We start from the raw sequence: 23,698 nt of genomic DNA on the forward strand, positions 1-23,698 counted from the left end.
CCGTGTAGCTCTGCCGGGCATAAGACGATCTGGCGAAGCGGCGTACTTTGCCGCACAGCCAGAGTGGCTTATGACCCAAAGAGCTAAATCTAATAGAAAAAAGACACGTAAACACAAGGTGAAAACCTGTGTTTACGTGTCTTTTTTGTCTTTAGGTTAAGCAGGTATGTCACTTTAAGGAAAACCTTTTTTAGAAGCTGAAATGATTTTTTCGGCGACGTTCAGTCCGCTTAACACAACCATTGGCGATCCACCGCCGGGGTGAGTACTTCCACCGACGAAATAGAGATTTTGAACATCACGACTAGCATTAGCGGGACGCAAAAAGGCATCTTTTCGCTTATTGGAAGAAGGACCGTACAAAGCTCCGCGGAATGAACCGAATTTTTCACGAATAAAAGTAGGGGTGAAAACTTTTTCTTCTACTAAATAGCTACGAATGTCGACGTCATAGCTTAACAAGAAGTCATAAATACGTTCCTTGTAAGCTTCAGGATCAATTTGAAGATGTCCTTGTTTGGTCAGTGCAGGTGCATTGACTAAGATAAACAGGTTGTCGCCATCGGGTGAAACGGAAGAATCCGTATAGGACGAGTTGCTAATGTAGACAGTGGGTTCGTCGCTATATGCAGAAGCCTCAAATAAATCGCTAAACTCTTTTTGATAATTCGATGAGAAAAAAACATTGTGGTGCTTCAAAACATCGAGTCGTTTAGTTAAACCGACAGTTATAACGAATGCCGATATTGATGGTTCGAAAGCTGCCACTTTCGCATCAGATAAAGAAGGACGTTTTGCTTCTTCAACTAAAGCGGGAAACGCTGATAATAAGTCTCCATTTAAAATAACCAAATCAGCAGCAACGTGGGTACCATCTGCAAGTTCAATGCCAACTGCTTTTTTATCAGCTGTTACTATTTTTGCAACCTCTGTACCGGTATGCAATCGAGCACCTGATTTTCTAGCAACAGCAGCAAAGGCATCCGCAATTCCGGTATTTCCACCTTTTGTATAGTAGACACCTTCAACCAACTCCAAATAGGCGATCATGGAAAAAGTGGCGGGTGCCCGGTAAGGTGAAGAACCAATATATGTGGCATAGCGGTCAAATGCTTGAACTAAGTAAGGGTCGGTGAAGTAGCGCTGGAAAAAATGATGCATGGACTCTGCTGGGCGTACTTGTAAAAGCGCAAAGCCAAGAGAAGGTGATAAATAATCACGCCAGGATTGGAACGTTACCGGAAAGAAATAGCGCTTTGACAATGCATATAAGCGACTGATTTCTTTTATGAAAGCCTTGTATTTTTCAGCGGCTGCAGGGTCAAAGCTTTGAAGCTGGTAAATCATTTGTTGTTGATTATTAGTAAAGTCAAATGCACGACCATCAGGGAAATGATTGCGGGTATGAACTTCTAACGGAATGAAGTTCAGGTAATCTTGTGGACTTTCGCCGGTCTGTGAGATGACACTATTGAAGACATTTGGCATTGTGATGGTATTTGGACCAAAGTCAAAATGATAACTTCCCAGTTTAACGGGCATAAGTTTGCCACCAAGATGATTGTTTTTTTCAAAAAGTTCTACATCGAACCCTGCATGGGCAAGCGTTACTGCGGAAGAAAGTCCACCCAATCCGCCACCGACTATAACGATTTTTTTCATGAATAATGCCTTCCTTTCCACGAATAAGGCTGTTTTTTCAAGGATTTTCGCATCGATTCCACCAATACGGCAAGCATAGCTGCTGCTTGAAGGGGAATCAGGAAAGACAAGTACCAACGTTGGTTGGTGACCATGTCTACGTACCAGCGCTGAACAACTGTCAACGCGTAAGGGGCAATCCACCAGTAAGAGCCACTCAATCCGCCGTAAATAGCTAAAAATGGAGGGAGAACGTAAAATATCGAATAAAATAAGATAAGAAAGACGGCCATTAGCGGAGAGCGGCCGATTCCTGCATAGCTATTTTTAAGAAATCCTTCCCACACTTCAGCGTTCGTCTCATACATTCGACATTTTACTGACATCGTAATATTCGCTAACACCACGCTAAAGCCGTGAGCTTTTACTTGACGTGCGATATGGACATCCTCGACTAGCGAATCACGAACAGCAGCATGGCCGCCAATTTTTTCGTAACTGGTTCTTTCAAACATCATCCACATGCCGTTAGCTGCTGTAGCCGCTTTAAATTTAGTGTAATTGGCCAGTGCAATCGGCAAGTGGAATAAAATCACAAAATGTAGCATCGGTACGAGAAGCTTACTTAGAAAAGGTGTGACATCAAAAGCCGGAAAGCCAGTGAGCAGTTGCGTGCCTTTTCGCTGCATTAACACCAATGACTGCTCAATGGCTTGTGGACGAAAACGAACGTCAGCATCGACAAACAGTAAATAGTCTCCAGAAGCGGCGAGTTGCAATTGGTGACAAGCGTGCACCTTTCCAACCCAACCTACAGGCAATTCGTCGCCTTGTAAAATAGTGAAACGATCGTCACCAGCGATTGTGCGCTCCAACTCCCTTTGCGTGCCATCCGTTGATTGATCATTTAGGACAATAAATTCTATATGGCTGTAAGAGGAATTCTTTAAGGATTTTATAAGAATTTCAACATTGCGTTCCTCGTTTCTCATGGGAACTAAAACGGATACCAAAGGCTCAGCTGAAAGTTTTGGATGTTTAGACAGAGCTGGAAGAAACAAACGATTGATAATAATCCAGGCTAGGAAAAGTAAATGGATTCCGATATAGCTAGCCATCATCATTTTCTTCTTCTTCCGAGAGAATAAAATGTTTCGCTATTTTCGCTGATTACTGTATTTCTTAAAGAATTAAGTTGTTCTGTGGAAAGTTGTTGAAGATAAAACGTTTTTTCTTTGCGTGTCATATGTTCAAGCGTACTCGCTCGTATCGGTTGGTGCTGTTGAATCCACAGCTCAGGTTTTTGCTGATGTCCAAAAGAGTAATAGAAACTGAGTGGCACAATAGGGACTTCTGGACAATGTTCTATTAAGTAAGCGGCTCCTGCTTGAAAAGCGAGTGGCCTTGTTTCGAGATGAAATTCATCGCCTTGAGGAAAAAGAACAACGGACTTTCCTTGCTTTAGTAATGCTTCAGCGTATTGAAGCGAAGTCAAAATTTCTTTAGGCTTTTGACGATTAATAGAAAATGCTCCAAGGTAGCGAAAAAAAGAGTGTTTTTTAAGCCCTTCTTCGTGCATCATCATATGAATATCGTGATGCCAGACTGTGCGATTTAAGTAGAAAAAAACAAGCCCATCCCACCAAGAACTGTGATTAGCAATAAACAATACGGGCTTATCCGGTATCGGCTTTACTCCTTGTCCAAGTATCCGAGAAAAGGAAAACCGGATGAGCGGCGTCAAATACATCGTAAATCCTGCCTCAAATAAAGCTGATTTCTTTGCACTAATCATACAGGTTTCCTCTTCCAAGCAAGCAAGACAATCGCGACAGTCAAGCAAGTGGTTAAAATAGCAGCTAAGGTTAAACCACCGATTGCGCCAAGCATGACGAACATGGCAATCATCAATACATAGAGAAGAACCATCCGTTTTTCAGCTAAGTTGCTAGTAATGATCATCTTTCGTTTTTTCATCATCAAATCAATAATCAGATGAAGAACGAATGCTACGACAAACCATCCGAAGAAATTGGTCCAAGGAATATCATAATAGAGTCCGGTATCAGCCCAAATCCAATATTGTTTTATTTGATAGGCTACTGGATCAATAATCAAGTCAATAATTACAGCCCCAATGCCTCCAACAATGGCATACACTAAGCCACCGCTCGGGACAATCCAACGCGCTACGACATGGGTGGTTGCCATGACCATTAACCAAGCGAAACCTATGGCAATTGGAACACCGAATACATTGGGGGCAAAACGATCTGTGTAATCATAAGAACCAAATAAGAAACCGCTGTCCGAACCTGCCCATTCCACAATAAATGTTGAAAAGAATACAAAGACGCCGAGCACAGAACCACCAACAACACCAAAACGTTTAATGAAATACAAAAAGCCTAATGTACCAGCTAAAATCAAAAAGAATGCATTAGCCCATTCAAGCCAAGATGGCAAAATGTCAAAGCCGAGTAAAATGATGCCGCAAGCATACCAAAAGATAAAAAGTTTAAAGATCCGATTTTCCCACACGATAAACAGCCCCTCAATAAAATGACTTATACAAATATTATACAGGATAGAAAGAGAAATACGAAAAGAACCGATGCTACATAGAAAAGAGCGCTAGATTTTGCTTGTGAGTTGTTTAAAGAAATCTAGTTTTTAAGGGAATAATTAGTCGAAGTAGCCATTCGTAATGGCCATTCTTCTTAAACGATTGTTCTATAAACCAGCCTTTGAAAATTCATGATTTAGGCTAACTTGACATTAAAAAAAATGGCATTCAAGTTCTTTTCTTGTATTGACTGTTATTTTTGAAGAGTAGATTTAAGGAATTAAACTAAAAAAAATGAGGTTTTTCATTTTTCGACGAGCCTCTCTAACCTTTTGCTGGTGGCTATTTATGCATGTTTATAAATAATCTGAGAAAATAATTTCTGTAGAATTTTCTGTAAACTATTGCAGGTTTTCCTGCATGATAGTATAATTTAAAGAGTAAGAGAGTGTGTTCTTCAAGTGGGGGCGTTAAATATGCAGGATTTACTGCGAAGTATTTCTAATTCTTATCCAGATTTTAGTTCAGGTCAAAAAAAGGTGGGTGATTTGTTTTTCAAAGAGCCTATTTTCTTAGCATTTTCTACTGCTCTTGAAGTCGGCAAGCGAGTCAATGTCAGTGAATCGACGGTAATTAGGTGGACGCAAAAACTTGGATACAAGGGATATGCAGAATTTCAACAAGTTGTGCAGCGGAAACTAGCTGAAGAACGTCTGGAGAAAGCGGAGCAGAATACTCCAGAACCTGTTGATGATCAGTCTTTTTTGGAGAATTTACTGGACGCAGACATTTTGAGTATCGTCAAATTGAAGAAATCGATAAATGAGGAGAAACTTCTTCAAGTTGTCGACAAAATCAGTCAAGCAGATCAGATTTATGTAACTGGCAATTTTTTTGATTATGGGATAGCTCATTGGTTCGCTAATTGGCTGGACTTGGTACTTGGTCATACGGAAACAATATATCCTTCGACTGGAGAATACTATACACAGCTATCGAAATTGAAAAAAGGAGATTTGGTAATTGCTTTTGTTTTTCCGCGATATACCCGAATGGTTATCGATACACTAAAAACTGCTAAAGCACAAGGAGCTGAAGTTATCATTTTGACTGATTCAAATGATTCTCCAGCGATGTCTTATGCAGACTACGCACTGACTGTATCCGTTAATTCAAATTTGAATATTGATTCGTATACTTCTGTCCATGCACTTTTAACTTCGATCATGCGGTTTGTTTACGTCAAGGAGCATGCAAAAGTGAATAGTAATTTAGCAAAAGTGGAAGCAGTCTATAAAGACCAGAATCTTTTTATTTAATCGTATTCAATTTACTGGGAATTTCCGGAACGCCTTGGCGATTTGGTCAACTATAAACGAAAAGGGGAGAATAAAATGAAAAAGAAATTATCATTTTTAAGCGTAATTTTTTCTGCGGGAATGCTATTGGCAGCTTGTGGGGGAGACGACTCAACTAGTTCGGAAGAAGGATCAAGCACAGACGATGGGAACAGTGATTTGAATTTACTAGAAGAAGGCAAATTCACAACTGCTTCAAGTGGACTATACAAGCCGTTTAACTTTGAAGAAGGCGGCAATTTGACAGGCTTTGATATCGATATTGGAAATGCTATTTCGAAAGAAATGGGCCTAGAGCCGAATCCAGTAACAACGCCATTTGAAACAATTATTCAAGGGTTAACAACGAATCGATTTGATGCCGTTTTAGGATCGATGGCGATTACTGAAGAACGAGCTAAACAAGTAGCATTTTCAGATCCATACTACTACTCAGGTGGTGTCATTTTTGTCCGCGAAGGAAATACAGAAATTACTTCGGAAGCCGATCTTGAAGGCATGACAATCGGCGTCGTTGGGCAAAGTACGTATGATACAGCTGCTCAAAAATACACAGATGATATTCAGTACTACAGTAGTGATGTTGTAGCGTTACAAGATTTGACGGTTGAAGGTCGTTTAGATGCTGTTATTACAGCTGATGTAGTAGGCTTTGAAGCACAAAATGCAGGTCTTGAAATTGAAGTTGTCGGAGATCCGTTATGGATTGAACAAGCAGCTGTAGCTGTAAGACCTGATGACGAAGCTTTACTTGAAGCAGTTAACGAAGCATTAGCTGCGATTATCGAAGATGGCACATACGATGAAATTTCTCAGAAATGGTTTGGACGTAACCTCCTCGATGTGGATCTTGAAGGAATTGAAATTCTCAACTAAACAAGCTGAAATGGAGAGGAGCGGCGGTTATGCCAGAAATACTTGTAACAGTTTATGATGTATTCATGCGAACGTACCCTGGGTTTTTAGAAGCCACTGTCGTTACACTTCAATTAACAGCGATTGGTGTCATTTTGGGAACGGTTATCGGACTCGTTTTTGCACTGATGAAAATTTCAGGATCGAAAATCTTGCAAGCTATTGCTAATATTTATATCACCATCATTCGTGGTACGCCACTGATTGTACAAATTATGTTTTTATACTTTGGTATCGTTGAAATTTACACAATGTCGAATTTTTGGGCTGGAGCTATTGCACTAGGTGTTCATAATGGTGCTTACATTGCAGAAATTTTCCGTGGTTCCATTCAAGGAATTGACCCAGGCCAACGCGAAGCCAGTATGTCGCTTGGGATGAATCAAAAGCAAACAATGAGCCGTATCGTCTTTCCACAGGCGTTGCGCCGCTCGATTCCGCCGCTTGGCAATCAATTTATCATTACATTAAAAGACTCATCACTTGTTTATATTATTGGGGTAGCAGAAATCTTTTCACTTGGAAACCGAGAAGCGGCGCAATCATACCAGCCGTTTGAATCATTCATGGTTGTTGCACTCTACTATTTGGTACTGGTAATGATTTTCACGTTCTTATTGCGTTTGTATGAAAATAAACTCGATGTCGATAAGGCCTAAGGAGGAGCGAAAATGATTATTGGAGAAAACATTCATAAATCCTTTGGTGACCTCGAGGTGTTAAAAGGGGTAGACCTTCACGTAAAGCCCCAAGAAGTTGTAGTGCTTGTTGGAGTCAGTGGCTCTGGGAAAAGCACACTTCTTAGATGCTTTAACTTCCTTGAGATGATTAATGATGGAAAAATTACCATTGACGGTCATGAGGTAAATGCAAAAAAAGACAATTTAACAAAGATTCGTGCCGAAGTCGGTATGGTGTTCCAACACTTTAATTTATTTCCTCATAAGACGGTACTGGAGAATGTAATCGAAGCACCGATTACCGTTAAGAAGATGAAGAAAGAAAAAGCTCGAGCTCTTGGGATGGAGTTGCTGAAAAAAGTTGGCCTAGAAGATAAAGCCAAAGTTTACCCGAGTAAGCTTTCCGGAGGACAAAAACAGCGTGTTGCTATTGCACGTTCACTTGCCATGGAACCAAAAGTCATGCTTTTTGACGAACCAACTTCAGCACTAGACCCAGAGTTAGTTGGAGAAGTGCTTCAAGTTATGAAACAACTAGCTGAAGAAGGAATGACGATGGTTGTTGTGACTCATGAGATGAAATTCGCTAAAGAAGTAGCGGATCGTATTATTATGATTGATAAAGGAACAATTATTGAATCGGCAGATCCCAAAAACTTCTTTGAAAATCCACAAAACGAACGGACAAAACAATTTATTCAGCTAGTTGAATAGCAAGGCTAGCAAATAGGTTGAAAATACTATGCGAAATAAGAAGGAATCGGTTCAAATGAACTGATTCCTTCTTTGTTTTCACAATTGATGTTTGCTATCTTCCAAAAAGGCTAAGGTATAGTAATGAAATCGTTTAAGGAGGCAGAAGGGATGAAAATCGAAGAAATCATGACGGTTGATGTCGAAACATGTAAACCCGAATCAACGCTTCAAGAAGTTGCCTCGAAGATGCGGGAAATCAATGTAGGGTCTATTCCTATTTGTGAAGAAGGCCGCCTAGTCGGCATCGTTACAGATAGGGATATTGTCATTCGAGGAATGGCTGAACAACTTCCGAATGATGCGCCCATATCGGAAATCTTATCGGCAGAAGTTATTACTGGAACGGCAAAGTTAACAATCGAAGAAGCAGCAGAGTTGATGGCCGCACATAAGATTCATCGGCTACCGATTGTTGCAGATGAACATGTAATTGGCATAGTCTCTTTATGCGACTTAGCTGCAAAAGACGTTTTAAAAACCCAGCAAGCAGAAAATGCGATCGTTAACATTTCCAAAATAGACTAAAAGCTAGAAAATCGATTCTTCATGGAGTCGATTTTTTTCTTTAAATAATAGATTAGTTGATGAAAGGCAACATTTATCAATTGTCAAACACATGTAACGAATGCTTTGTTTCTTGATTGCTTGTAAACCTAGAAAATAATTTGAAAAAAAACCGTCCAGGGAGTATAGTTATAACAAAATCTATTCTGATAGAGGAGATGCATATGGCTAGAGCAACCAGAAAAATTGAAATTCTTCATGCAGCGTCCAAAATAGTCAGTGAACGGGGCATTTTTAATTTGACGTTAGAAGCAGCGGCTATTGAAGCTGGAGTTAGTAAAGGTGGATTGCTTTATCATTTTCCTTCAAAAGAAGCTTTAGTCAAAGGAATGGTAGACCACTTAGCTGAAAATTACCGGCATAAAATTGCAACTTCAGTAGAAGAATCATCCAAAGAAAAAGGGAAATGGATTCGCGCATACGCTGATGTAACTTTTAATAATCCATACCCAAATAAAGAAATGCATGCGGGTTTATTAGCCGCTAAAGCTGTGAATTCTGATTTGTTGGATCCAATTCGTGACCTCTATAATGAGTGGCAAGATGAAATTGAAGGCGATGGTATCGATCCTATTAAAGCTACTATTATTCGTTTAGCGACAGATGGAATTTGGTTGTCTGAACTTTTTGATATACATTATTTAGGTGAAGAAAAAAAGCAGGAAATTTATATGAAGTTAAAAAATTGGATAGATGAATAATAAAAATCACACCATTTAACAAAATGGTGTGATTTTTTTAAATTTTTTTAATAATGGGTTAAAGCCAAGCCGCGTCTAGGGTGAAGGAGTTTTCTATAGACTAGTTGAGACGTTTACGAGGGAAATCGCCTTGAAACAATACCGTCTGGATGGTACAGTTTAAAATATTAAAAACACTTAATTGGTTATATGGAATAAAAAGTAATTTAACTTAGAGTACATACCTAAAGATCAAATAGGGAGAGATTATATGACACAAAAAGTTTTATTAACAGTAGCCGTGACGGGAGCTGGGGATACAGCAGGGAAAAATCAATATGTTCCTGTGACACCCAAAGAAATAGCAGACTCTGCAATTGAGTCTGCAAAAGCAGGCGCAACTGTTGCACATGTTCATGCACGTAATCCTAAAACAGGTGGTATTAGCCATAGTCTAGATCAATACCGAGAAATTATTGAACGTATTCGTGAATCTGAAACAGACGTAATAATCAATATTACATCTGGTGGTGGAGGAGACTTTATCCCTAATCTGTCAAACCCTTCAATGGGCGCAGAAGGTACAGATATGCAAACGCCTGAAGAACGACACGAGCCAATAGGCAGTTTGCTTCCAGAAATGTGTACGTTAGATTGTGGAAGTGTCAACTTTGGCGATATGGTTTATATGAGCCCAACTCGTTGGCTACGTGAACAGGCAAGGCTTATACAACAAAGCGGCGTGAAGCCAGAGCTTGAGTGTTTCGATACGGGACATCTTCGGTTCGCCAAGCAATTAATAGCAGAAGGTCTAGTTGATGGGGATCCGATGTTCCAATTCTGTCTGGGCATTCCGTGGGGAGCAGAAGCTGACGAAGAAACGATGTTGTACATGAAAAATCGTCTTCCAGACAATGCTCATTGGTCAGCTTTTGGTATCGGACGGATGCAAATGCCGATTTTGGAAATGGCCGCACAAAACGGTGGAAATGTTCGTGTGGGACTTGAAGATAATCTTTATTTAGGAAAGGGAATTTTTGCACGCAACGAACAACTTGTTGACCAAGCGGTAACAAAGCTGCACGCTGCACATGTAGAAGTGATGACGCCGCAAGAAGCGCGTATCCACTTTAACTTGAGAAATCCTTATGGAGGTGAGAAATAATGGGGAGTAATCTGCAACAGATAAACCAAGTGGCGGTAATTGGGACAGGTGTAATCGGTAATGGTTGGATAGCTCGCTTTTTAGCTCAAGGCTATGACGTCATCGCATTTGACCCTTCTGAAGGTGCAGAGCAGCGGACCCAAAAAGCCGTAGCACAGGCATGGCCATCTTTAGAGAAGATAGGCTTAGCAGAAGGTGCGAATCGAAACCGTCTCGCATTTATGCCGACTATTGAAAAAGCCGTTTGTGATGCTGATTTAATCCAAGAAAATGTGCCAGAACGAGAAGACTTGAAAAAAGCCGTATTGGCAAGTATTGATGCACATGCTAAGAAAAGCGCTATTATTGGGTCGAGCACTTCAGGTATTATGCCGAGTGTTTTGCAGGAAGGTTTAGCACATCCTGAACGCCTGATCGTAGCACATCCTTTTAATCCAGTTTACATATTGCCTTTGGTTGAACTAGTAGCAGGTAGGAAAACGGATCAACTCGTTATGGATCGTGCTAAAAGCTTTTATGAAAGTATAGGGATGAAGCCGTTGATTATTCAAAAGGAAATCGAAGGTCATTTGGCAGATCGGTTGATGGAAGCATTGTGGCGAGAAGCATTGCATCTGGTAAATGACGGAGTTGCAACTACTGAAGAAGTAGATGCTGCTATCATTTATGGAGCAGGCTTGCGTTGGGCTCAAATGGGACCATTCTTAACATTCCATCTTGCTGGCGGCGAAAAAGGAATGCGTCACATGCTTGAACAATTTGGTCCTGCACTAAAACTACCTTGGACCAAACTAGAGGCCCCTGAACTAACGGATGAATTAAAAGAAAAAATTATTTCAGGATGCGAAAGCCATGCAGGTGACGTAACGATTGGTGAGTTAGAAAATAAACGCAACGAATTTTTAGTTGAGCTACTAAGTTTGGTTGAATCTTATTGGCCAGAAACTACAGCAACTAAAAAACTAGTAGTTGAAAAATAGATTATTGGGAAGGGGGAAGAGGTGTGGCACGTTCGACCTTTCTATATGAAGAAAAAGTTCAAAGTGAATGGGTTGATTACAATGGTCATATGAATGATGCGGCCTATGCAAAAGTATTTAGCCAAGCAGCGGATAGCTTTATCGGATTCCTGGGCTTGACTGCAAATGTTCGAACCCAACTAAATTACACGATCTTCACGCTAGAAACACATTTATGCTACTTAAAGGAAGTCCATGAACACGATAGCTTAGCAATTAGGGTGAAGCTGCTGGATTGTGATGCGAAAAGATTGCATGTCTTTTTGACAATGAATAACTCAGTTGGTGACTTGGTCGCGACAAGTGAACAAATGTGGATGGGAATGGATTCAGTACTAGGAAAACCTACACCGTTTCCAGAAACGATAGCAATAGCAATAGAAGTGCTAAGAACCCAACAAAAAGAACAACCGGTACCAGAACAAGCAGGCAGAAAGATTGGCTTTCGATGATCATCTGAAACAAAAAATTAAGGGGTATGTTGATGAAAAAGATAGAAGTAAATAACCTAACAAAAATTTTTGGCTCTCATCCGCAACAAGGATTGAAAAGACTTATGAACGGTGAACAAAAAGATGATATTTTAGCAGAAACTGGAATGACTGTGGGGGTTAATCAAGCTTCTTTCTCGGTAGAAGCAGGTGAGTTTTTTGTTATTATGGGATTGTCAGGAAGTGGGAAATCTACATTAATCCGTTTAGTAAACAGATTAATCGAGCCGACTTCAGGTGAAGTGCTAATTGATGGCGAAAATATTGTGGAAATGGGAAAAAACAAACTAATTGAAACGAGACGGAAAAAGCTAGGCATGGTATTTCAGCAATTCGGATTGTTTCCACATCGAACTGTTTTGCAAAATGTAGCTTATGGTCTTGAAATTCAAGGAGTCAAAAAAGAAGAACGCAACAAGCGCGCTCAACAATCAATTGAAGATGTTGGTTTGCATGGGTATGAAAACAGTTATCCAAAAGAGCTGAGTGGTGGAATGCAGCAGCGCGTCGGTCTTGCGCGTGCACTCGCTAATGATTCGGATATTCTTTTAATGGATGAGGCATTCAGTGCGCTAGATCCATTAATCCGTAAAGAAATGCAGGACGAACTGTTAAATCTGCAGAACAAATTAGGGAAAACCATTTTGTTTATTACACACGATTTGGATGAAGCGTTAAAACTTGGAGACCGAATCGCTATTATGAAAAATGGTGAAATTGTTCAGGTAGGAACAGCGGATGAAATTTTAGAAAATCCTGCGAATGAATATGTGTCAAATTTCGTTAAAGATGTAGATCGCTCCAAAGTTCTTATGGCTTCTCATGTTATGAAAAAGCCAGCTGTTCACATGATGGATAAAAGCGGTGCGTTAGCTGCTGTCCGCAAAATGGAAGATGCCGGAGTTTCAAGTATTTTTGTAGTTGATAAGGAGAAAAATTTCAAAGGTTTGTTAACAATCGACAATGCCATCAATGCTTATAAAAAAGAATTGGCAATTGAAACGGTATTAATTAAAGATATTCACGAAATTTCTCCAGATACCCCTTTAAATGACCTCTTTGGTGTGGCTGTCGAAGCGAAATATCCACTGGCAGTAATAGAGAACGGAAAGTTACTTGGCATCGTATCACGTGTTTCTATTCTTTCCGGCTTAGTGTTAGGGAAAGGTGAGGTGACTAGCTCATGAATTATTTCACATTGCCTCTTGAAGAATGGACAAATCGATTTGTAGATGATTGGCTATTACCGGTCACAGGTGATTTTTTCGATAGTATCAGCAATAGCCTTCGTACTTTTGTCGATGGTGTAACGGATTTTTTGATTGCAGCTCCTCCAGAAGTGCTTGTGCTAATTCTTGTATTAATTGCTTGGAAATTCTCTGGTAAAGGACTGGCGTTGTTCGCTTTGCTTGGGAGTTTATATCTGGGATCTGTTGATTTGTGGGAAGCAGCAATGCAGACGGTCTCCATCGTTATCGTTTCTACGTTGATATCCATCATTATCGGTATTCCACTTGGAATATTAGCAGCTACCAACAAAACGATGGCTAGCATTGTTCGCCCGATTTTGGATTTTATGCAGACTTTGCCAAGTTTTGTTTATTTAATACCGGCTATTCTTTTATTCGGGCTTGGAAATGTTCCGGCCGTAATTGCTACTTTCGTATTTGCTACACCACCAGCAGTACGGATGACAACGCTCGGTATTCAGCAGGTTCCTGCGGATGTTGTAGAAGCGTCAAGAGCTTTTGGTTCGACTAAATGGCAACTGCTTTATAAAGTACAGTTACCTTTAGCAATGCCTTCAATTATGGCAGGAATCAATCAGACGATGATGCTGGCCTTATCAATGGCAGTTATTGCTTCAATGATTGGAGCACCTGGACTTGGTTCAGTAGTTCTTGAAGGAATCTCTACGGTAAATGTGGGACTTGGCCTGACAGGCGGTTTAGGTATCGTTGTGTTAGCTATTGTAATGGATCGCATTACTCAAGGATTGGTTCAAAAAAATAAAAAATAAAAGGGGAAATGAATGATGAAAAAAATTTTATTTGTAACAATGATTGCATTAATGGTTGCAGTATTAGCCGCTTGTGGTTCTGATAAAGAAGAAACAGGAAAAGCAGAAGGTGCCGAACAAAAAACAATTACTTTCGGTGTAACTCCGTGGACCAGTACTGTACCACCAACAAAAATTGCTGGTTTGATCTTAAAAGATATGGGCTATGAAGTTGTTGAAACAAGTGCAGATGCAGGTAGCGTTTATACGGGCTTGTCTCGCGGAGATCTTGATGTATTTATGGATGCATGGGTACCGATCCACCAAACATATCTTGATAAATACGAAGACACCATTTCAAGTACTTCTGTCAGCTATCCGGATGGAGAAACAGGCTGGACGGTTCCTACTTACATGGAAGATATCAATACTGTTGAAGACTTAAAAGGTCGCGAAGCTGAATTTGGCAATAATTTTTATGGCATTGAAGCAGGAGCAGGAGCAACGATTGAAAGTAACGAAATTCTTGAAGCCTATGAATTTGATATGACACAAGTAAATTCTTCAGAGGGCGGTATGCTAGCTCAGGCTCAAAAAATGATGGCTGATGAAGAACCGGTTGTCTTTTATGGCTGGAGACCACATACTATGTTCAACAAATTTGACTTAAAAGTGTTGACGAATGAAAAAGGATTTTTTGAAACCTCTTCTGTTGAAGTCATCACGAACAATGAATTAAAAGGGAATGCACCAGAAGCTTATGAATTCTTAAGTAACTGGAGTATTTCAATTGATGATGTGGAAGAAATGATTGTGAAGATTGAAGAAGGTGACGATCCTGAAACAGTTGCACAAGAATGGATTGACAACAATCAGGACAAGGTAGATGAAATGTTAGGTAAGTAAATTGAAAAAGTGTATTTCCTATTGCTTAACCAATAGGAAATACACTTTTTGGTTATAACGGGTATATAGGTAGAAAAGGGAGCGAGGTGATAGAGATGGAATTGATTGGAACACCCAATCTACTAACTCAAAAAGATAAACACATTCAAAAAGTAGTAAGCTTCGAAAAGACTAAAGTAGTAAATATCCAATTGCAAGTTGGAGAAAGTATTTCAGAACACGATTCGGCTGCGGATGTTCTCGTTATTGTGCGAAGTGGAAAAGTCTCGTTTAATGTAGAAAATGAAACGATCGTCGTGACCCCTGAAAATATTCTGCATATGAGTCCAAAAGAAAAACACAGTTTACTAGCTATTGAACCAAGCGATTTGCTGGTTCTGCAAATTAATCAATGAAAAAAGCTCACGTATCGTTAGCGTGAGCTTTTTTACTTTTTTAGATTTAGGCTTCTTATGATTCTATTATGCCTGTCGAATCTACACGGCAGCCTTTGCTTTTCTAGTTGTCTAGCTCCGGCTGCCAGATTCTCGGGTCATAAGCCACTCCGGCTGTGTGGCAAAGAACGCCACTTCGCCAGAGGGTCTTATGCCTGTCGAATCTAAATGGCAGCCTTTGCTTTTCTTGTTACCACTCAAATTTTTCTGGGTACTCGGCCTTTATGTCGATTTCATGTATTGGCTTTTTGTAAGGTGTTGCGGCGGCAATGACTTGATTGCGGAAGGCCGTGTAATCTTGATCTTGTACGGCGATTTTCATTGCGATAGTGGACAGACTTTTTTCACGTTGTTCTTTCGTCATGCCAATGTATTTCAAGTTCAGTAAGTCAACATATTGAATTGCGTAATCATTTACTGAAGCAGGTTGATTAAAGGCTTTTAGGATAACGTCAAATTCTTCAGCTGGCACGTGTCCCTGGAGACAGTCAAGGACCAAGGATTGAAAGCGGAAAATGGTCGGTAAGTGAACATCCCACAGTGGAAATTTTTTATCTTCTTGATAGAAGTTGACGAAATCCTTCAAAGCGATAGCAGCGTAGATTAATTCGGGCCATAGTATTTCTATGGAAAAATAAATATTCTTGTCGGGAGCGATCAAGCCATGCTGTTTCATCGTATGTTCATGCAGTCCGTTAAAAACAAAATCTATATTGCGATCACCTTGAGCAGCTTGGCGAATTTGATAAGCTACATTAAGGATTCGCATCCGCGATCCTTCGTAACCATAGTACTGGTCTTCCTGACCAATCATTTTATAAATGGCCACGTTGAGTTCGTCTAAATCGAAGTAATCGCCGCTGACTTTAACGCCTGTATGGTTCGGTGTACTTTTCATATTCAGCATGTTAATAGCCTCCTCAACGTTTTGGTGTGTAACCGAGTTGATTGAATAGCTCGTTTCGTTCTGCGTCAGTCAAATCGCGCCATTCTCCAACAGGCAGATCTTCTAAAAAGATATTGATAATGCGGACTCGTTGTAAACTCCGAACCTCGTAGCCAAGCGCTGTACACATGCGGCGGATTTGGCGATTTAAACCTTGACGTAGGGTTAGTTTAAAGGTGTAACTAGACAACTTTTCAGCTTTTGCTGGAAGTGTTTTTGTATCGAGAATTTCGACACCTTCTTCCATTTTTGCTAAAAAGGATTCGGTGATCGGCATATCTACTTTGACGATGTATTGTTTCTCATGTTCATTCTCAACACGTAAAATTTCGTTGACGATATCTCCGTCATTAGTCAATAGGATAAGTCCTTCTGAATCTTTATCCAAGCGTCCTATGTGAAAAATACGTTCTGGATGATTAACGAAGTCAACAATATTTCCGTCAATATGCCGTTCTGTTGTACTGGTAATGCCAATGGGCTTGTTTAATGCCAAATAGACGTATTGTTGCTTGGGCTGTTCGATGATTTTGCCATCAACTCGGACTTCGTCGTTGGATTCGACTTGGCTACCCAGTTCGGCTAATTTGCCATTAATCGTCACACGTTCTGCTTCAATGAACTTATCGGCTCCGCGTCTTGAAGTAATGCCTGTTTCGCTTAAAAACTTATTGATTCGCATAATAAATTCCTCTCAGTTCCATATTTCCTAGTCTCGCTCTTATTATACATCAACTACGTGGGCGAATAAAAAAATTTGATGTTCCACAGTTGCAATTTTTAGATTAGTTTGACAATATAGAAGAGAAGCTGTTATTGATATGCCTCGGACTATCCGAAAGAATGTAAGCGCGTACATAACAGTAAAACGAGTAAAGGGGAGAAATGGGAATGGTCTACGCAATGCCGAATACAGAAGGCTCAAAAGTTACGTTTAAAGATAAGTACGACAACTTTATAAATGGAGAGTGGAAAGCACCAGTTAAGGGGCAATATTTTGATAATGTCTCACCAGTAACAGGTAAGAAATTTACAGAAATTGCTCGCTCCACTTCGGAAGACGTAGAACTGGCTCTTGACGCAGCACATGCGGCAAAAGAAGCTTGGGGAAAAACTTCAGTTACTGAACGTGCTAATGCTTTGCTTAAAATTGCAGATCGTATGGAGCAAAACCTAGAAATGCTCGCTGTAGCTGAAACGTGGGATAACGGCAAAGCAGTACGTGAAACTTTGAACGCCGATCTGCCACTGGCAATCGATCATTTCCGTTATTTTGCTGGAGCGATTCGGGCACAAGAAGGTTCGCTAAGCCAAATTGACAACGATACTGTAGCTTATCACTTCCACGAGCCACTTGGTGTTGTTGCTCAGATCATCCCATGGAACTTTCCGATATTAATGGCTGTTTGGAAACTAGCACCTGCTCTTGCTGCTGGTAACTGTGTCGTATTAAAACCAGCTGAACAAACGCCAGCAAGTATTCTGGTGTTAGCTGAACTGTTTGGGGATATTTTGCCTCCTGGAGTCTTGAATATCGTTAACGGCTTTGGTCTTGAGACAGGTAAGCCGCTTGCTTCAAGTCCGCGCATCAGCAAAGTAGCATTTACCGGTGAAACGACTACAGGTCGTATGATCATGCAATATGCATCTCAAAACCTGATTCCAGTTACACTGGAACTGGGCGGGAAATCACCGAATATCTTTTTTAAAGACGTAATGGACAAAGACGATGCGTTTCTTGATAAAGCAATCGAAGGATTTGTCATGTTCGCATTGAATCAAGGCGAAGTGTGTACATGCCCATCTCGTGTGTTAATTCAAGAAGACATTTATGATGAGTTTATGGAACGTGCACTAAAGCGTGTAGCAGCTATCAAAACAGGAAATCCGCTTGATCCAGAAACAATGATGGGAGCACAGGCTTCCACAGAACAAATGGAGAAAATCTTGTCCTACTTAGATATCGGCAAGCAAGAAGGAGCTGAAGTTCTTGCAGGAGGCGATCGCAATAAATTAGATGGTGATTACTCTGAAGGCTTCTATATTCAACCAACAGTCTTTAAAGGCCATAACAAAATGCGTGTTTTCCAAGAAGAGATTTTTGGACCAGTTGTTTCCGTAACGACTTTTAAAACGAAAGAAGAAGCGCTTGAAATTGCCAACGACACACTATACGGATTAGGCTCGGGAATTTGGACGCGTGATACCAACACAGCTTATCGCTTTGGTCGTGGCATTCAAGCGGGACGCGTATGGACAAACTGCTACCACCAATATCCAGCTCACGCAGCTTTCGGTGGATACAAAATGTCAGGCTTTGGCCGTGAAAACCATTTGATGATGCTCAACCACTATCAACAAACAAAAAATATGTTAGTTAGCTATAGTGAAGATAAACAAGGATTCTTTTGATTCTAGAGGAAGTCTACAAGTGTTTCAGTGAACCAAGAAAGTAGGGATAGCAATGGTCGAACGCGTTATTGCGACAGATGCTGCTATTGAATTGATTGAATTGCTGAAGGAAAAGCATGGACCGGTTATGTTCCATCAATCAGGTGGCTGCTGTGACGGCAGTTCACCGATGTGTTATCCAGAAGGTGACTTGTTTATCGGAGATCAGGATATTTTGATGGGAGTTATCGGAGACAGTAAATTCTATATGCACAAAAACCAATTTGACTATTGGAGCCATACGCAGCTAATCATTGATGTCGTTCCAGGACGCGGCGGAATGTTCTCGCTGGAAGGAGTCGAGGGTAAACGATTTTTAACGAGATCGAGAGCTTTCACTTCAGATGAAACCAAAGAATTACAGCAACAAGCTTGAGTAAAACCGGATGCAAATGCATCCGGTTTTTTACTGTTTATAAATTTTTTGATATTCGAGAAGCCGCTCCATATAAGTTGAATGAAAGAAACCGACTTTTCTACACCGCTTTGCCCAGCTTGCGCTATGTAACTTGTTGAATAAGAAGGCATTGTCTATGTTTCCATTGTTAACTAGAAGATATGGAGAAAAGTAGTAGAGACTCCCCGCGAGCCCTTGGCAACTGGCACCGCGTTGTCCTGAAGCACCAGTTGCATGACCCACATTCTGTAGGCCCGAAAGCATAGCTAGTTTGTAGAATGTCTACAAGTGGAAATCATTAGTTTAAGCCATATGGAACAAGGGGTGAAGATAGAAAGTAGGCTAGTAAAATGGTATAATTTTAGCATGAAAGGTGGTTATCCAGTTGACGAAATTAGTGAACCGAGTTTCTCGCGAACAAGCCAATCATGCGATTTCCTACGCTTCGCATTCTTTAGTTACAGAAGGATTTGAAGTGACAAGTGAGGATGAAAATTTCGTTCGGTCGGTATTGACTGGTGAACGGACGGAAGCACAATTCCATCAAGCCATCAAAAGGAAGTTTGATGTCTAACTATCAGCACACTTCCATGTATTGTTACTCTGGGACTGATGTATTGATTAATTTATTTCATGTAGAAGATGAAGAAAAACTGAAAGAATTGGAGAAAGTTTATTCGTTGCTTCGTCTTTCGGAACTTCAACTGCAGAAACCGATAAATCTTTTGGATATTAACGCATTTTTAGCTATCCACCAATATATCCTTCAGGACGTTTATCCGTTTGCTGGAGAATTGAGACAAGAAATGATTTCCAAAGGTTCTTCTTCTTTTGCTCATCCTAAACACATAGAAGCACAGTTGCTAAAAATTTTTACTGACTTAAAATCGGAAAATTATTTGAAGAAATTACCGCGAAGTCAGCTGATCTCAAGACTTGCTTATTTTCTTTCAGAATTGAATGCTTTACATCCTTTTCGTGAAGGTAATGGACGCAGTGTTCGCGAATTTGCGCGCCAGTTGGTACTCAATGCGGGTTATCGATTGGATTGGGGAAAAGTACTAGAGCCCGCTGAGATTATTAATGCTTTTGTCGACTCCTTTAATAAAGATAATAACCGTCTAGAAAGACTGTTGGACGACATCATTACGCCATGAAAAATGCCAGTTACTCAGAGAGTACTGGCATTTTCTGCATGTTACGTTATAGGATGTTCCCGAAGCCAGTCGATTCCAAATTCGACAAGGGGTTTCATATCTACAAGACGGGTTTCGGCTTGCCCGAGCAAACCTTCAGAAATACTACCTGGAAAAGCTTTTGCGATTTCTGGGAAGCGGTCTGAATCCATATCTACACAGTCGTAAGTTTGCCAAGCACGTTTTCCATCCTTCAAAACAGCTGCGCCTTGCGGTATAGTAGGCCGGTTTTCTTGAACAAATTCAGCATAGTGAAGCGCCGTACACGAATCAAAGCCGACACCAATAAATAAGATTTTCACATCTACTTGCAACATTTTTGCGAGCGGCGATTTTTCCCCGAAAGAGTCCTCGAGGGGTTGTTCACTCATCCATTCAGCAGCTTGTTTTCCATAGGCTGCAAAGGAATGTGAAGGGTGAGGGCTACGTATAGTTGCAGGATGGCTATGGAAGCATTCTGCAATTTTCCCCATGCCGCGTAATTCGCTTAAGTGGGGATCAAAAGCAGGAAGCTGTTCGCGTATTGGCTGATGCCAATTTTCAGGGACTGGTGGCTGCATCCAGTAACTAGGGTCTGAGTTGTCCGTAGACTGCGCAGGCATGACAATTGTGCCTGCTTCTGTAATCGTTTCAAGCAACGCTTCAACGACCGCCTGAGCACCTCCAGCGATCCATCCCATGGACTTCAGTGAAGAATGAACCATTAACGCATCTCCAGTAACAATGCCTAGTTGCCGAAGTTGATGCTTTATAGTTGTTTTTGATTGGAATTCAGGGGTATTTAAAATATTCAATAACTCTGACATAAAGCATCCTCCTCATTTCAATATAGTATATAGGAAAGCCCACTGTTTTTGGGGAACTTCTGATGTTAGGGCAATAGAGAAAGGAATGATGAAAATGGAAGCAAAACCAATGAAAGAATCAAGAACAATCCAAACAAAGTTGGTTCTCCCACCCGATACCAATCATATGGACTCCATATTTGGTGGCAAAGTATTAGCTTATATCGATGAAATTGCAGGGATCACGGCAATGAAACATGCACGCCGTCAAGTAGTTGTAACTGCATCGATTGATTCTGTGGACTTTTTGTCTTCAGCACGTGTTGGAGACGTACTCGAACTCGAAGCAAATGTCACGTCAACCGGCCGAACTTCGATGGAGGTATATGTTCGAGTAAAATCGAAAAATCTGCAAACGGGTGAAGAAAAGTTAACAACGGAATCCTTCTTGACCATGGTTGCAATGGGGGACGACGGAAAACCAACTCCTGTCCCACCTGTGTTACCGGAATCTGCAGGAGAAAAACTCTTTTTTGACACAGCACCTGCAAGACGCGAACACCGAAAAATGAGAGTGAAAACACCAAGAACATAAGAAAAAGGTGTGTGGAGTTTAATCCATGCACCTTTTTTGTTCGATTAACTTTCAGAATTTACGTTCTCTAATGCGTTGCCCGTTTCGCTACTAATAACGGATAGGCTCCCATCCGTTTCGAGAACGACTGCTTTTACTTTTTCGGTAGAGCCAAATCCTGTATTGCGGATGGCTTGTAAAATCTCCATTTCTTTGATGCGTTCTTTTTTCATCGCTTTTCTTAAAAAACTTCCATCCAGAAATAGCAAACGTGGTTCTGATTTGATAACGTTGTTCACCCATTTGGAATGAACCGAAAAAAAAGTAAGTAAATACTGCAGGAAAATCAGTAATGCAAATGCAGTCATTCCTTCAAGTAAGCTAATGCTGCTGTCTAATAATATGGTGGCAAGTGTTGAACCTAAAGCGACAGTTACGACTAAGTCGAAGGCATTTAACTTAGTTAATGTACGTTTACCAGAGGCACGAAGTAAGATAATAAGTCCCACGTAAGCTAAAAAACCGACAGTGACAATTCGAATAAAGCTAGTGAGCGTAATTTCAAACATGTAATTCCTCCTCTTATGTGTCTTTCAATAGAACTTATCCACATGTTAATAAGTCCTACTCATATGATAAAATTAACAAAATTCAAATATCTTATCCACATAGCACACAAAAACATCCATTTTGCTGTGCATAAGGCTAGGTAGTTAGAGAGTTTATGTGGAATAACGGGTTTTCAAGCGTTTTGCTATTCCACTCTATGATTCCCTTTAGGTTTATCAACAAACACAAAATAAGCAGAAAAACAGTGAGAATGATTTAAACTTCTCTTCAAGAGAAATGAAAATAAGTATCCTGATATCGGAGTAACGCATTAAATTATGTTTAGCTGATAATAAAATGATGCTAGGTGTATGCATTACTTAAAAAAACACACAAAAAAAGAGTAACCGAGGCTACTCTTTTTTTGTGTAATTTTCGTTAAGAGAATATCTCACACGATAAACTTTTATTTTTTGGCTAACAATTCTTCGAAGTATGCGCTAAATTCTTTTGAACGCTTTAAAATTGTGCTAGAAGATACACCAAACTTTTCACTTAAGTCTTTTGCAGAAAGCATCGGACCTTCAATCAGTTCGTGATCCTGCAAGAATCTCCAATACCCCGCAACAAGCGCTTCGGGTTTTTGAACAGTCGGCTGTTGACTGACAAGGTAGCTGTTTAAAATGCTTGTAATGTTGTCGACAGTTTCTTTATCAAACTCTGCCTGCTCGATATGCTTATCAAGTTCAGTCATAACAGCGTCATGTTCTGGAGAAAGCTGAATGCTTTCTTCTACGCTGCCTGTTGAGTACTTAACAATTTGTTCAACAATTGGTAAATAGTTGTCGCGTAAATAGCTTTCATCTTGCGTAGCATTTTCAGCAGCTATTTGTGCTTTTAATTGTTCGAAGAATGGACTAAACTCTCCAACAACGGTTAAATAGCCATTTAGGAAAAGAACGCCTTTTTCTCCAACACGAGAGTCTGGAAGAAGGATAGCCAGTAAACCTTGTCCATTTTCCATATCAGTTGGAGGCTGGTCTGCCATTTCAAGCGTTTCACCAGTAAAGACGTCTGTAAACTGAGCTTTCTCAGTATCTCCTTTAACATATTGACCAAGGAATACTTTTACGTCTTTCCAATTTCCAAGTACTTCTTTTGTTGTTGGACGTTGAGCAAGGTCAATGTGTTTTGTTAAAAATTCTTCCCACAATTCGGGTTTTTTCATAAACAGGAAATTCTCAATAACAAATGCTTGCGCATCGTTTTCAGCCATCGATTTCATTAGATGTGGCTGCCATTCTTGTTGCAATTCACGGAACTCAGTAATATGTGTCTGATTTGGGTTTTCCGAGAAGAACTGTTGGCGTACTTTGAATAGTTCTTCATTAATCAAATCATTGATAGACACAGTTTGCTGTTTTCCGTGACATTTTTTATATTTTTTGCCACTGCCGCATGGACATGGATCATTTCTTCCTACCATTCTAATCACCTACATTTTTTATTGAGTGTAACATAAAATTGCGATGGGCTCAAAAGTCTGACGATTCAGACGCCAGTATGGTCCTTGGAAATAGCAGATATACATAATGATTGTGCTTAGAAAAATGAGGTGGAGTCCTT

The 23,698-nt window shown here is 40.3% G+C and carries 27 protein-coding genes; 18 read left to right on the forward strand and 9 right to left on the reverse strand.

Features of this window, described 5'->3' with window-relative positions:
- Positions 1–174 precede the first annotated feature (174 nt).
- The 4 genes from QMF37_RS00325 to QMF37_RS00340 are packed head-to-tail and all read right to left on the reverse strand — an operon-like array spanning position 175 to position 4,182.
- Positions 175–1,662: a phytoene desaturase family protein gene (locus tag QMF37_RS00325; RefSeq protein ID WP_078080747.1), complete on the reverse strand. Its 1,488-nt coding sequence runs from the start codon at positions 1,660–1,662 to the stop codon at positions 175–177.
- Positions 1,659–2,762, reverse strand: coding sequence for a glycosyltransferase family 2 protein (locus QMF37_RS00330; RefSeq protein ID WP_071153357.1), 1,104 nt, complete (start codon positions 2,760–2,762; stop codon positions 1,659–1,661). The genes QMF37_RS00325 and QMF37_RS00330 overlap by 4 nt, the downstream gene beginning before the upstream one ends.
- The gene (locus QMF37_RS00335; RefSeq protein ID WP_071153356.1) at positions 2,762–3,436 is read right to left on the reverse strand and encodes a lysophospholipid acyltransferase family protein; all 675 of its coding nucleotides are present in this window, start codon (positions 3,434–3,436) and stop codon (positions 2,762–2,764) included. The genes QMF37_RS00330 and QMF37_RS00335 overlap by 1 nt, the downstream gene beginning before the upstream one ends.
- The gene (locus tag QMF37_RS00340; protein WP_283475892.1) at positions 3,433–4,182 is read right to left on the reverse strand and encodes a carotenoid biosynthesis protein; all 750 of its coding nucleotides are present in this window, start codon (positions 4,180–4,182) and stop codon (positions 3,433–3,435) included. Before QMF37_RS00340 ends, QMF37_RS00335 begins: the two co-directional genes overlap by 4 nt.
- Positions 4,183–4,683: 501 nt before the next feature.
- Between QMF37_RS00340 and QMF37_RS00345 the strand changes: the two genes are divergently transcribed.
- The 13 genes from QMF37_RS00345 to QMF37_RS00405 all read left to right on the forward strand — a co-directional run bounded on the left by QMF37_RS00345 (position 4,684) and on the right by QMF37_RS00405 (position 15,135).
- A complete protein-coding gene (locus tag QMF37_RS00345) occupies positions 4,684–5,526 on the forward strand; it encodes a MurR/RpiR family transcriptional regulator (protein WP_283475894.1) in 843 nt (280 codons plus the stop codon).
- Positions 5,527–5,601: 75 nt separating this feature from the next.
- Positions 5,602–6,441, forward strand: a complete 840-nt coding sequence (locus QMF37_RS00350) for a transporter substrate-binding domain-containing protein (RefSeq protein ID WP_283475895.1) — start codon at positions 5,602–5,604, stop codon at positions 6,439–6,441.
- A 29-nt stretch (positions 6,442–6,470) separates the two neighbouring features.
- Complete coding sequence (locus tag QMF37_RS00355; protein WP_071153355.1) at positions 6,471–7,139, forward strand: amino acid ABC transporter permease; 669 nt, start codon at positions 6,471–6,473, stop codon at positions 7,137–7,139.
- A 12-nt stretch (positions 7,140–7,151) separates the two neighbouring features.
- The gene (locus tag QMF37_RS00360; RefSeq protein ID WP_078080743.1) at positions 7,152–7,874 is read left to right on the forward strand and encodes an amino acid ABC transporter ATP-binding protein; all 723 of its coding nucleotides are present in this window, start codon (positions 7,152–7,154) and stop codon (positions 7,872–7,874) included.
- A gap of 150 nt (positions 7,875–8,024) precedes the next feature.
- Positions 8,025–8,441: a CBS domain-containing protein gene (locus QMF37_RS00365; protein WP_071153354.1), complete on the forward strand. Its 417-nt coding sequence runs from the start codon at positions 8,025–8,027 to the stop codon at positions 8,439–8,441.
- A gap of 203 nt (positions 8,442–8,644) precedes the next feature.
- Positions 8,645–9,181: a TetR/AcrR family transcriptional regulator gene (locus QMF37_RS00370; protein ID WP_058384211.1), complete on the forward strand. Its 537-nt coding sequence runs from the start codon at positions 8,645–8,647 to the stop codon at positions 9,179–9,181.
- Between the two features lie 250 nt (positions 9,182–9,431).
- On the forward strand, positions 9,432–10,325 hold the full coding sequence (locus QMF37_RS00375) for a beta-keto acid cleavage family enzyme (RefSeq protein WP_071153353.1): 894 nt from the start codon (positions 9,432–9,434) through the stop codon (positions 10,323–10,325).
- Positions 10,325–11,305, forward strand: a complete 981-nt coding sequence (locus QMF37_RS00380) for a 3-hydroxyacyl-CoA dehydrogenase NAD-binding domain-containing protein (protein WP_078080742.1) — start codon at positions 10,325–10,327, stop codon at positions 11,303–11,305. Before QMF37_RS00375 ends, QMF37_RS00380 begins: the two co-directional genes overlap by 1 nt.
- A 23-nt stretch (positions 11,306–11,328) precedes the next feature.
- Positions 11,329–11,796, forward strand: a complete 468-nt coding sequence (locus QMF37_RS00385) for a thioesterase family protein (RefSeq protein WP_071153352.1) — start codon at positions 11,329–11,331, stop codon at positions 11,794–11,796.
- A 32-nt stretch (positions 11,797–11,828) separates the two neighbouring features.
- Positions 11,829–13,022, forward strand: a complete 1,194-nt coding sequence (locus tag QMF37_RS00390) for a quaternary amine ABC transporter ATP-binding protein (RefSeq protein ID WP_058384215.1) — start codon at positions 11,829–11,831, stop codon at positions 13,020–13,022.
- Positions 13,019–13,855, forward strand: a complete 837-nt coding sequence (locus QMF37_RS00395; RefSeq protein WP_058384216.1) for an ABC transporter permease — start codon at positions 13,019–13,021, stop codon at positions 13,853–13,855. The genes QMF37_RS00390 and QMF37_RS00395 overlap by 4 nt, the downstream gene beginning before the upstream one ends.
- Positions 13,856–13,870: 15 nt before the next feature.
- On the forward strand, positions 13,871–14,740 hold the full coding sequence (locus tag QMF37_RS00400; protein ID WP_058384217.1) for a glycine betaine ABC transporter substrate-binding protein: 870 nt from the start codon (positions 13,871–13,873) through the stop codon (positions 14,738–14,740).
- Between the two features lie 95 nt (positions 14,741–14,835).
- Positions 14,836–15,135, forward strand: coding sequence for a cupin domain-containing protein (locus tag QMF37_RS00405; protein WP_071153351.1), 300 nt, complete (start codon positions 14,836–14,838; stop codon positions 15,133–15,135).
- Positions 15,136–15,364: 229 nt separating this feature from the next.
- Here QMF37_RS00405 and QMF37_RS00410 read toward each other — a convergent pair whose 3' ends face one another.
- Both QMF37_RS00410 and QMF37_RS00415 read right to left on the reverse strand, forming a co-directional pair.
- The gene (locus QMF37_RS00410) at positions 15,365–16,081 is read right to left on the reverse strand and encodes a DUF6904 family protein (protein ID WP_283475906.1); all 717 of its coding nucleotides are present in this window, start codon (positions 16,079–16,081) and stop codon (positions 15,365–15,367) included.
- 13 nt (positions 16,082–16,094) lie between these two features.
- Positions 16,095–16,802, reverse strand: a complete 708-nt coding sequence (locus QMF37_RS00415; protein WP_058384220.1) for a pseudouridine synthase — start codon at positions 16,800–16,802, stop codon at positions 16,095–16,097.
- Between the two features lie 209 nt (positions 16,803–17,011).
- Between QMF37_RS00415 and adh the strand changes: the two genes are divergently transcribed.
- The 4 genes from adh to QMF37_RS00435 all read left to right on the forward strand — a co-directional run bounded on the left by adh (position 17,012) and on the right by QMF37_RS00435 (position 20,125).
- Positions 17,012–18,532 (forward strand): aldehyde dehydrogenase, encoded by a 1,521-nt coding sequence (gene adh, locus QMF37_RS00420; RefSeq protein ID WP_283475909.1) that lies wholly within the window; start codon positions 17,012–17,014, stop codon positions 18,530–18,532.
- A gap of 52 nt (positions 18,533–18,584) precedes the next feature.
- On the forward strand, positions 18,585–18,947 hold the full coding sequence (locus tag QMF37_RS00425; protein ID WP_058384222.1) for a DUF779 domain-containing protein: 363 nt from the start codon (positions 18,585–18,587) through the stop codon (positions 18,945–18,947).
- 406 nt (positions 18,948–19,353) lie between these two features.
- Positions 19,354–19,542 (forward strand): hypothetical protein, encoded by a 189-nt coding sequence (locus QMF37_RS00430; protein WP_058384223.1) that lies wholly within the window; start codon positions 19,354–19,356, stop codon positions 19,540–19,542.
- Positions 19,535–20,125, forward strand: a complete 591-nt coding sequence (locus QMF37_RS00435; protein WP_078080741.1) for a Fic/DOC family protein — start codon at positions 19,535–19,537, stop codon at positions 20,123–20,125. Before QMF37_RS00430 ends, QMF37_RS00435 begins: the two co-directional genes overlap by 8 nt.
- A gap of 41 nt (positions 20,126–20,166) precedes the next feature.
- Here the strand turns inward: QMF37_RS00435 and QMF37_RS00440 are convergent, their stop codons facing one another.
- Entirely contained in the window at positions 20,167–20,970 is an 804-nt protein-coding gene (locus tag QMF37_RS00440) for an AAC(3) family N-acetyltransferase (protein WP_078080740.1), read from the reverse strand.
- A gap of 94 nt (positions 20,971–21,064) precedes the next feature.
- On the opposite strand from QMF37_RS00440, the gene QMF37_RS00445 reads away from it, so the two are divergent.
- Positions 21,065–21,544 (forward strand): acyl-CoA thioesterase, encoded by a 480-nt coding sequence (locus QMF37_RS00445; RefSeq protein WP_078080854.1) that lies wholly within the window; start codon positions 21,065–21,067, stop codon positions 21,542–21,544.
- Between the two features lie 44 nt (positions 21,545–21,588).
- On the opposite strand, the gene QMF37_RS00450 is transcribed toward QMF37_RS00445, so the two are convergent.
- A complete protein-coding gene (locus tag QMF37_RS00450; protein WP_078080739.1) occupies positions 21,589–22,092 on the reverse strand; it encodes a DUF421 domain-containing protein in 504 nt (167 codons plus the stop codon).
- A 446-nt stretch (positions 22,093–22,538) separates the two neighbouring features.
- On the reverse strand, positions 22,539–23,558 hold the full coding sequence (locus QMF37_RS00455) for an SEC-C metal-binding domain-containing protein (RefSeq protein WP_058384227.1): 1,020 nt from the start codon (positions 23,556–23,558) through the stop codon (positions 22,539–22,541).
- Positions 23,559–23,698: the final 140 nt, after the last annotated feature.

The sequence above is a fragment of the Planococcus sp. S3-L1 genome, from assembly GCF_030063085.1.
Taxonomy (GTDB): domain Bacteria; phylum Bacillota; class Bacilli; order Bacillales_A; family Planococcaceae; genus Planococcus; species Planococcus kocurii.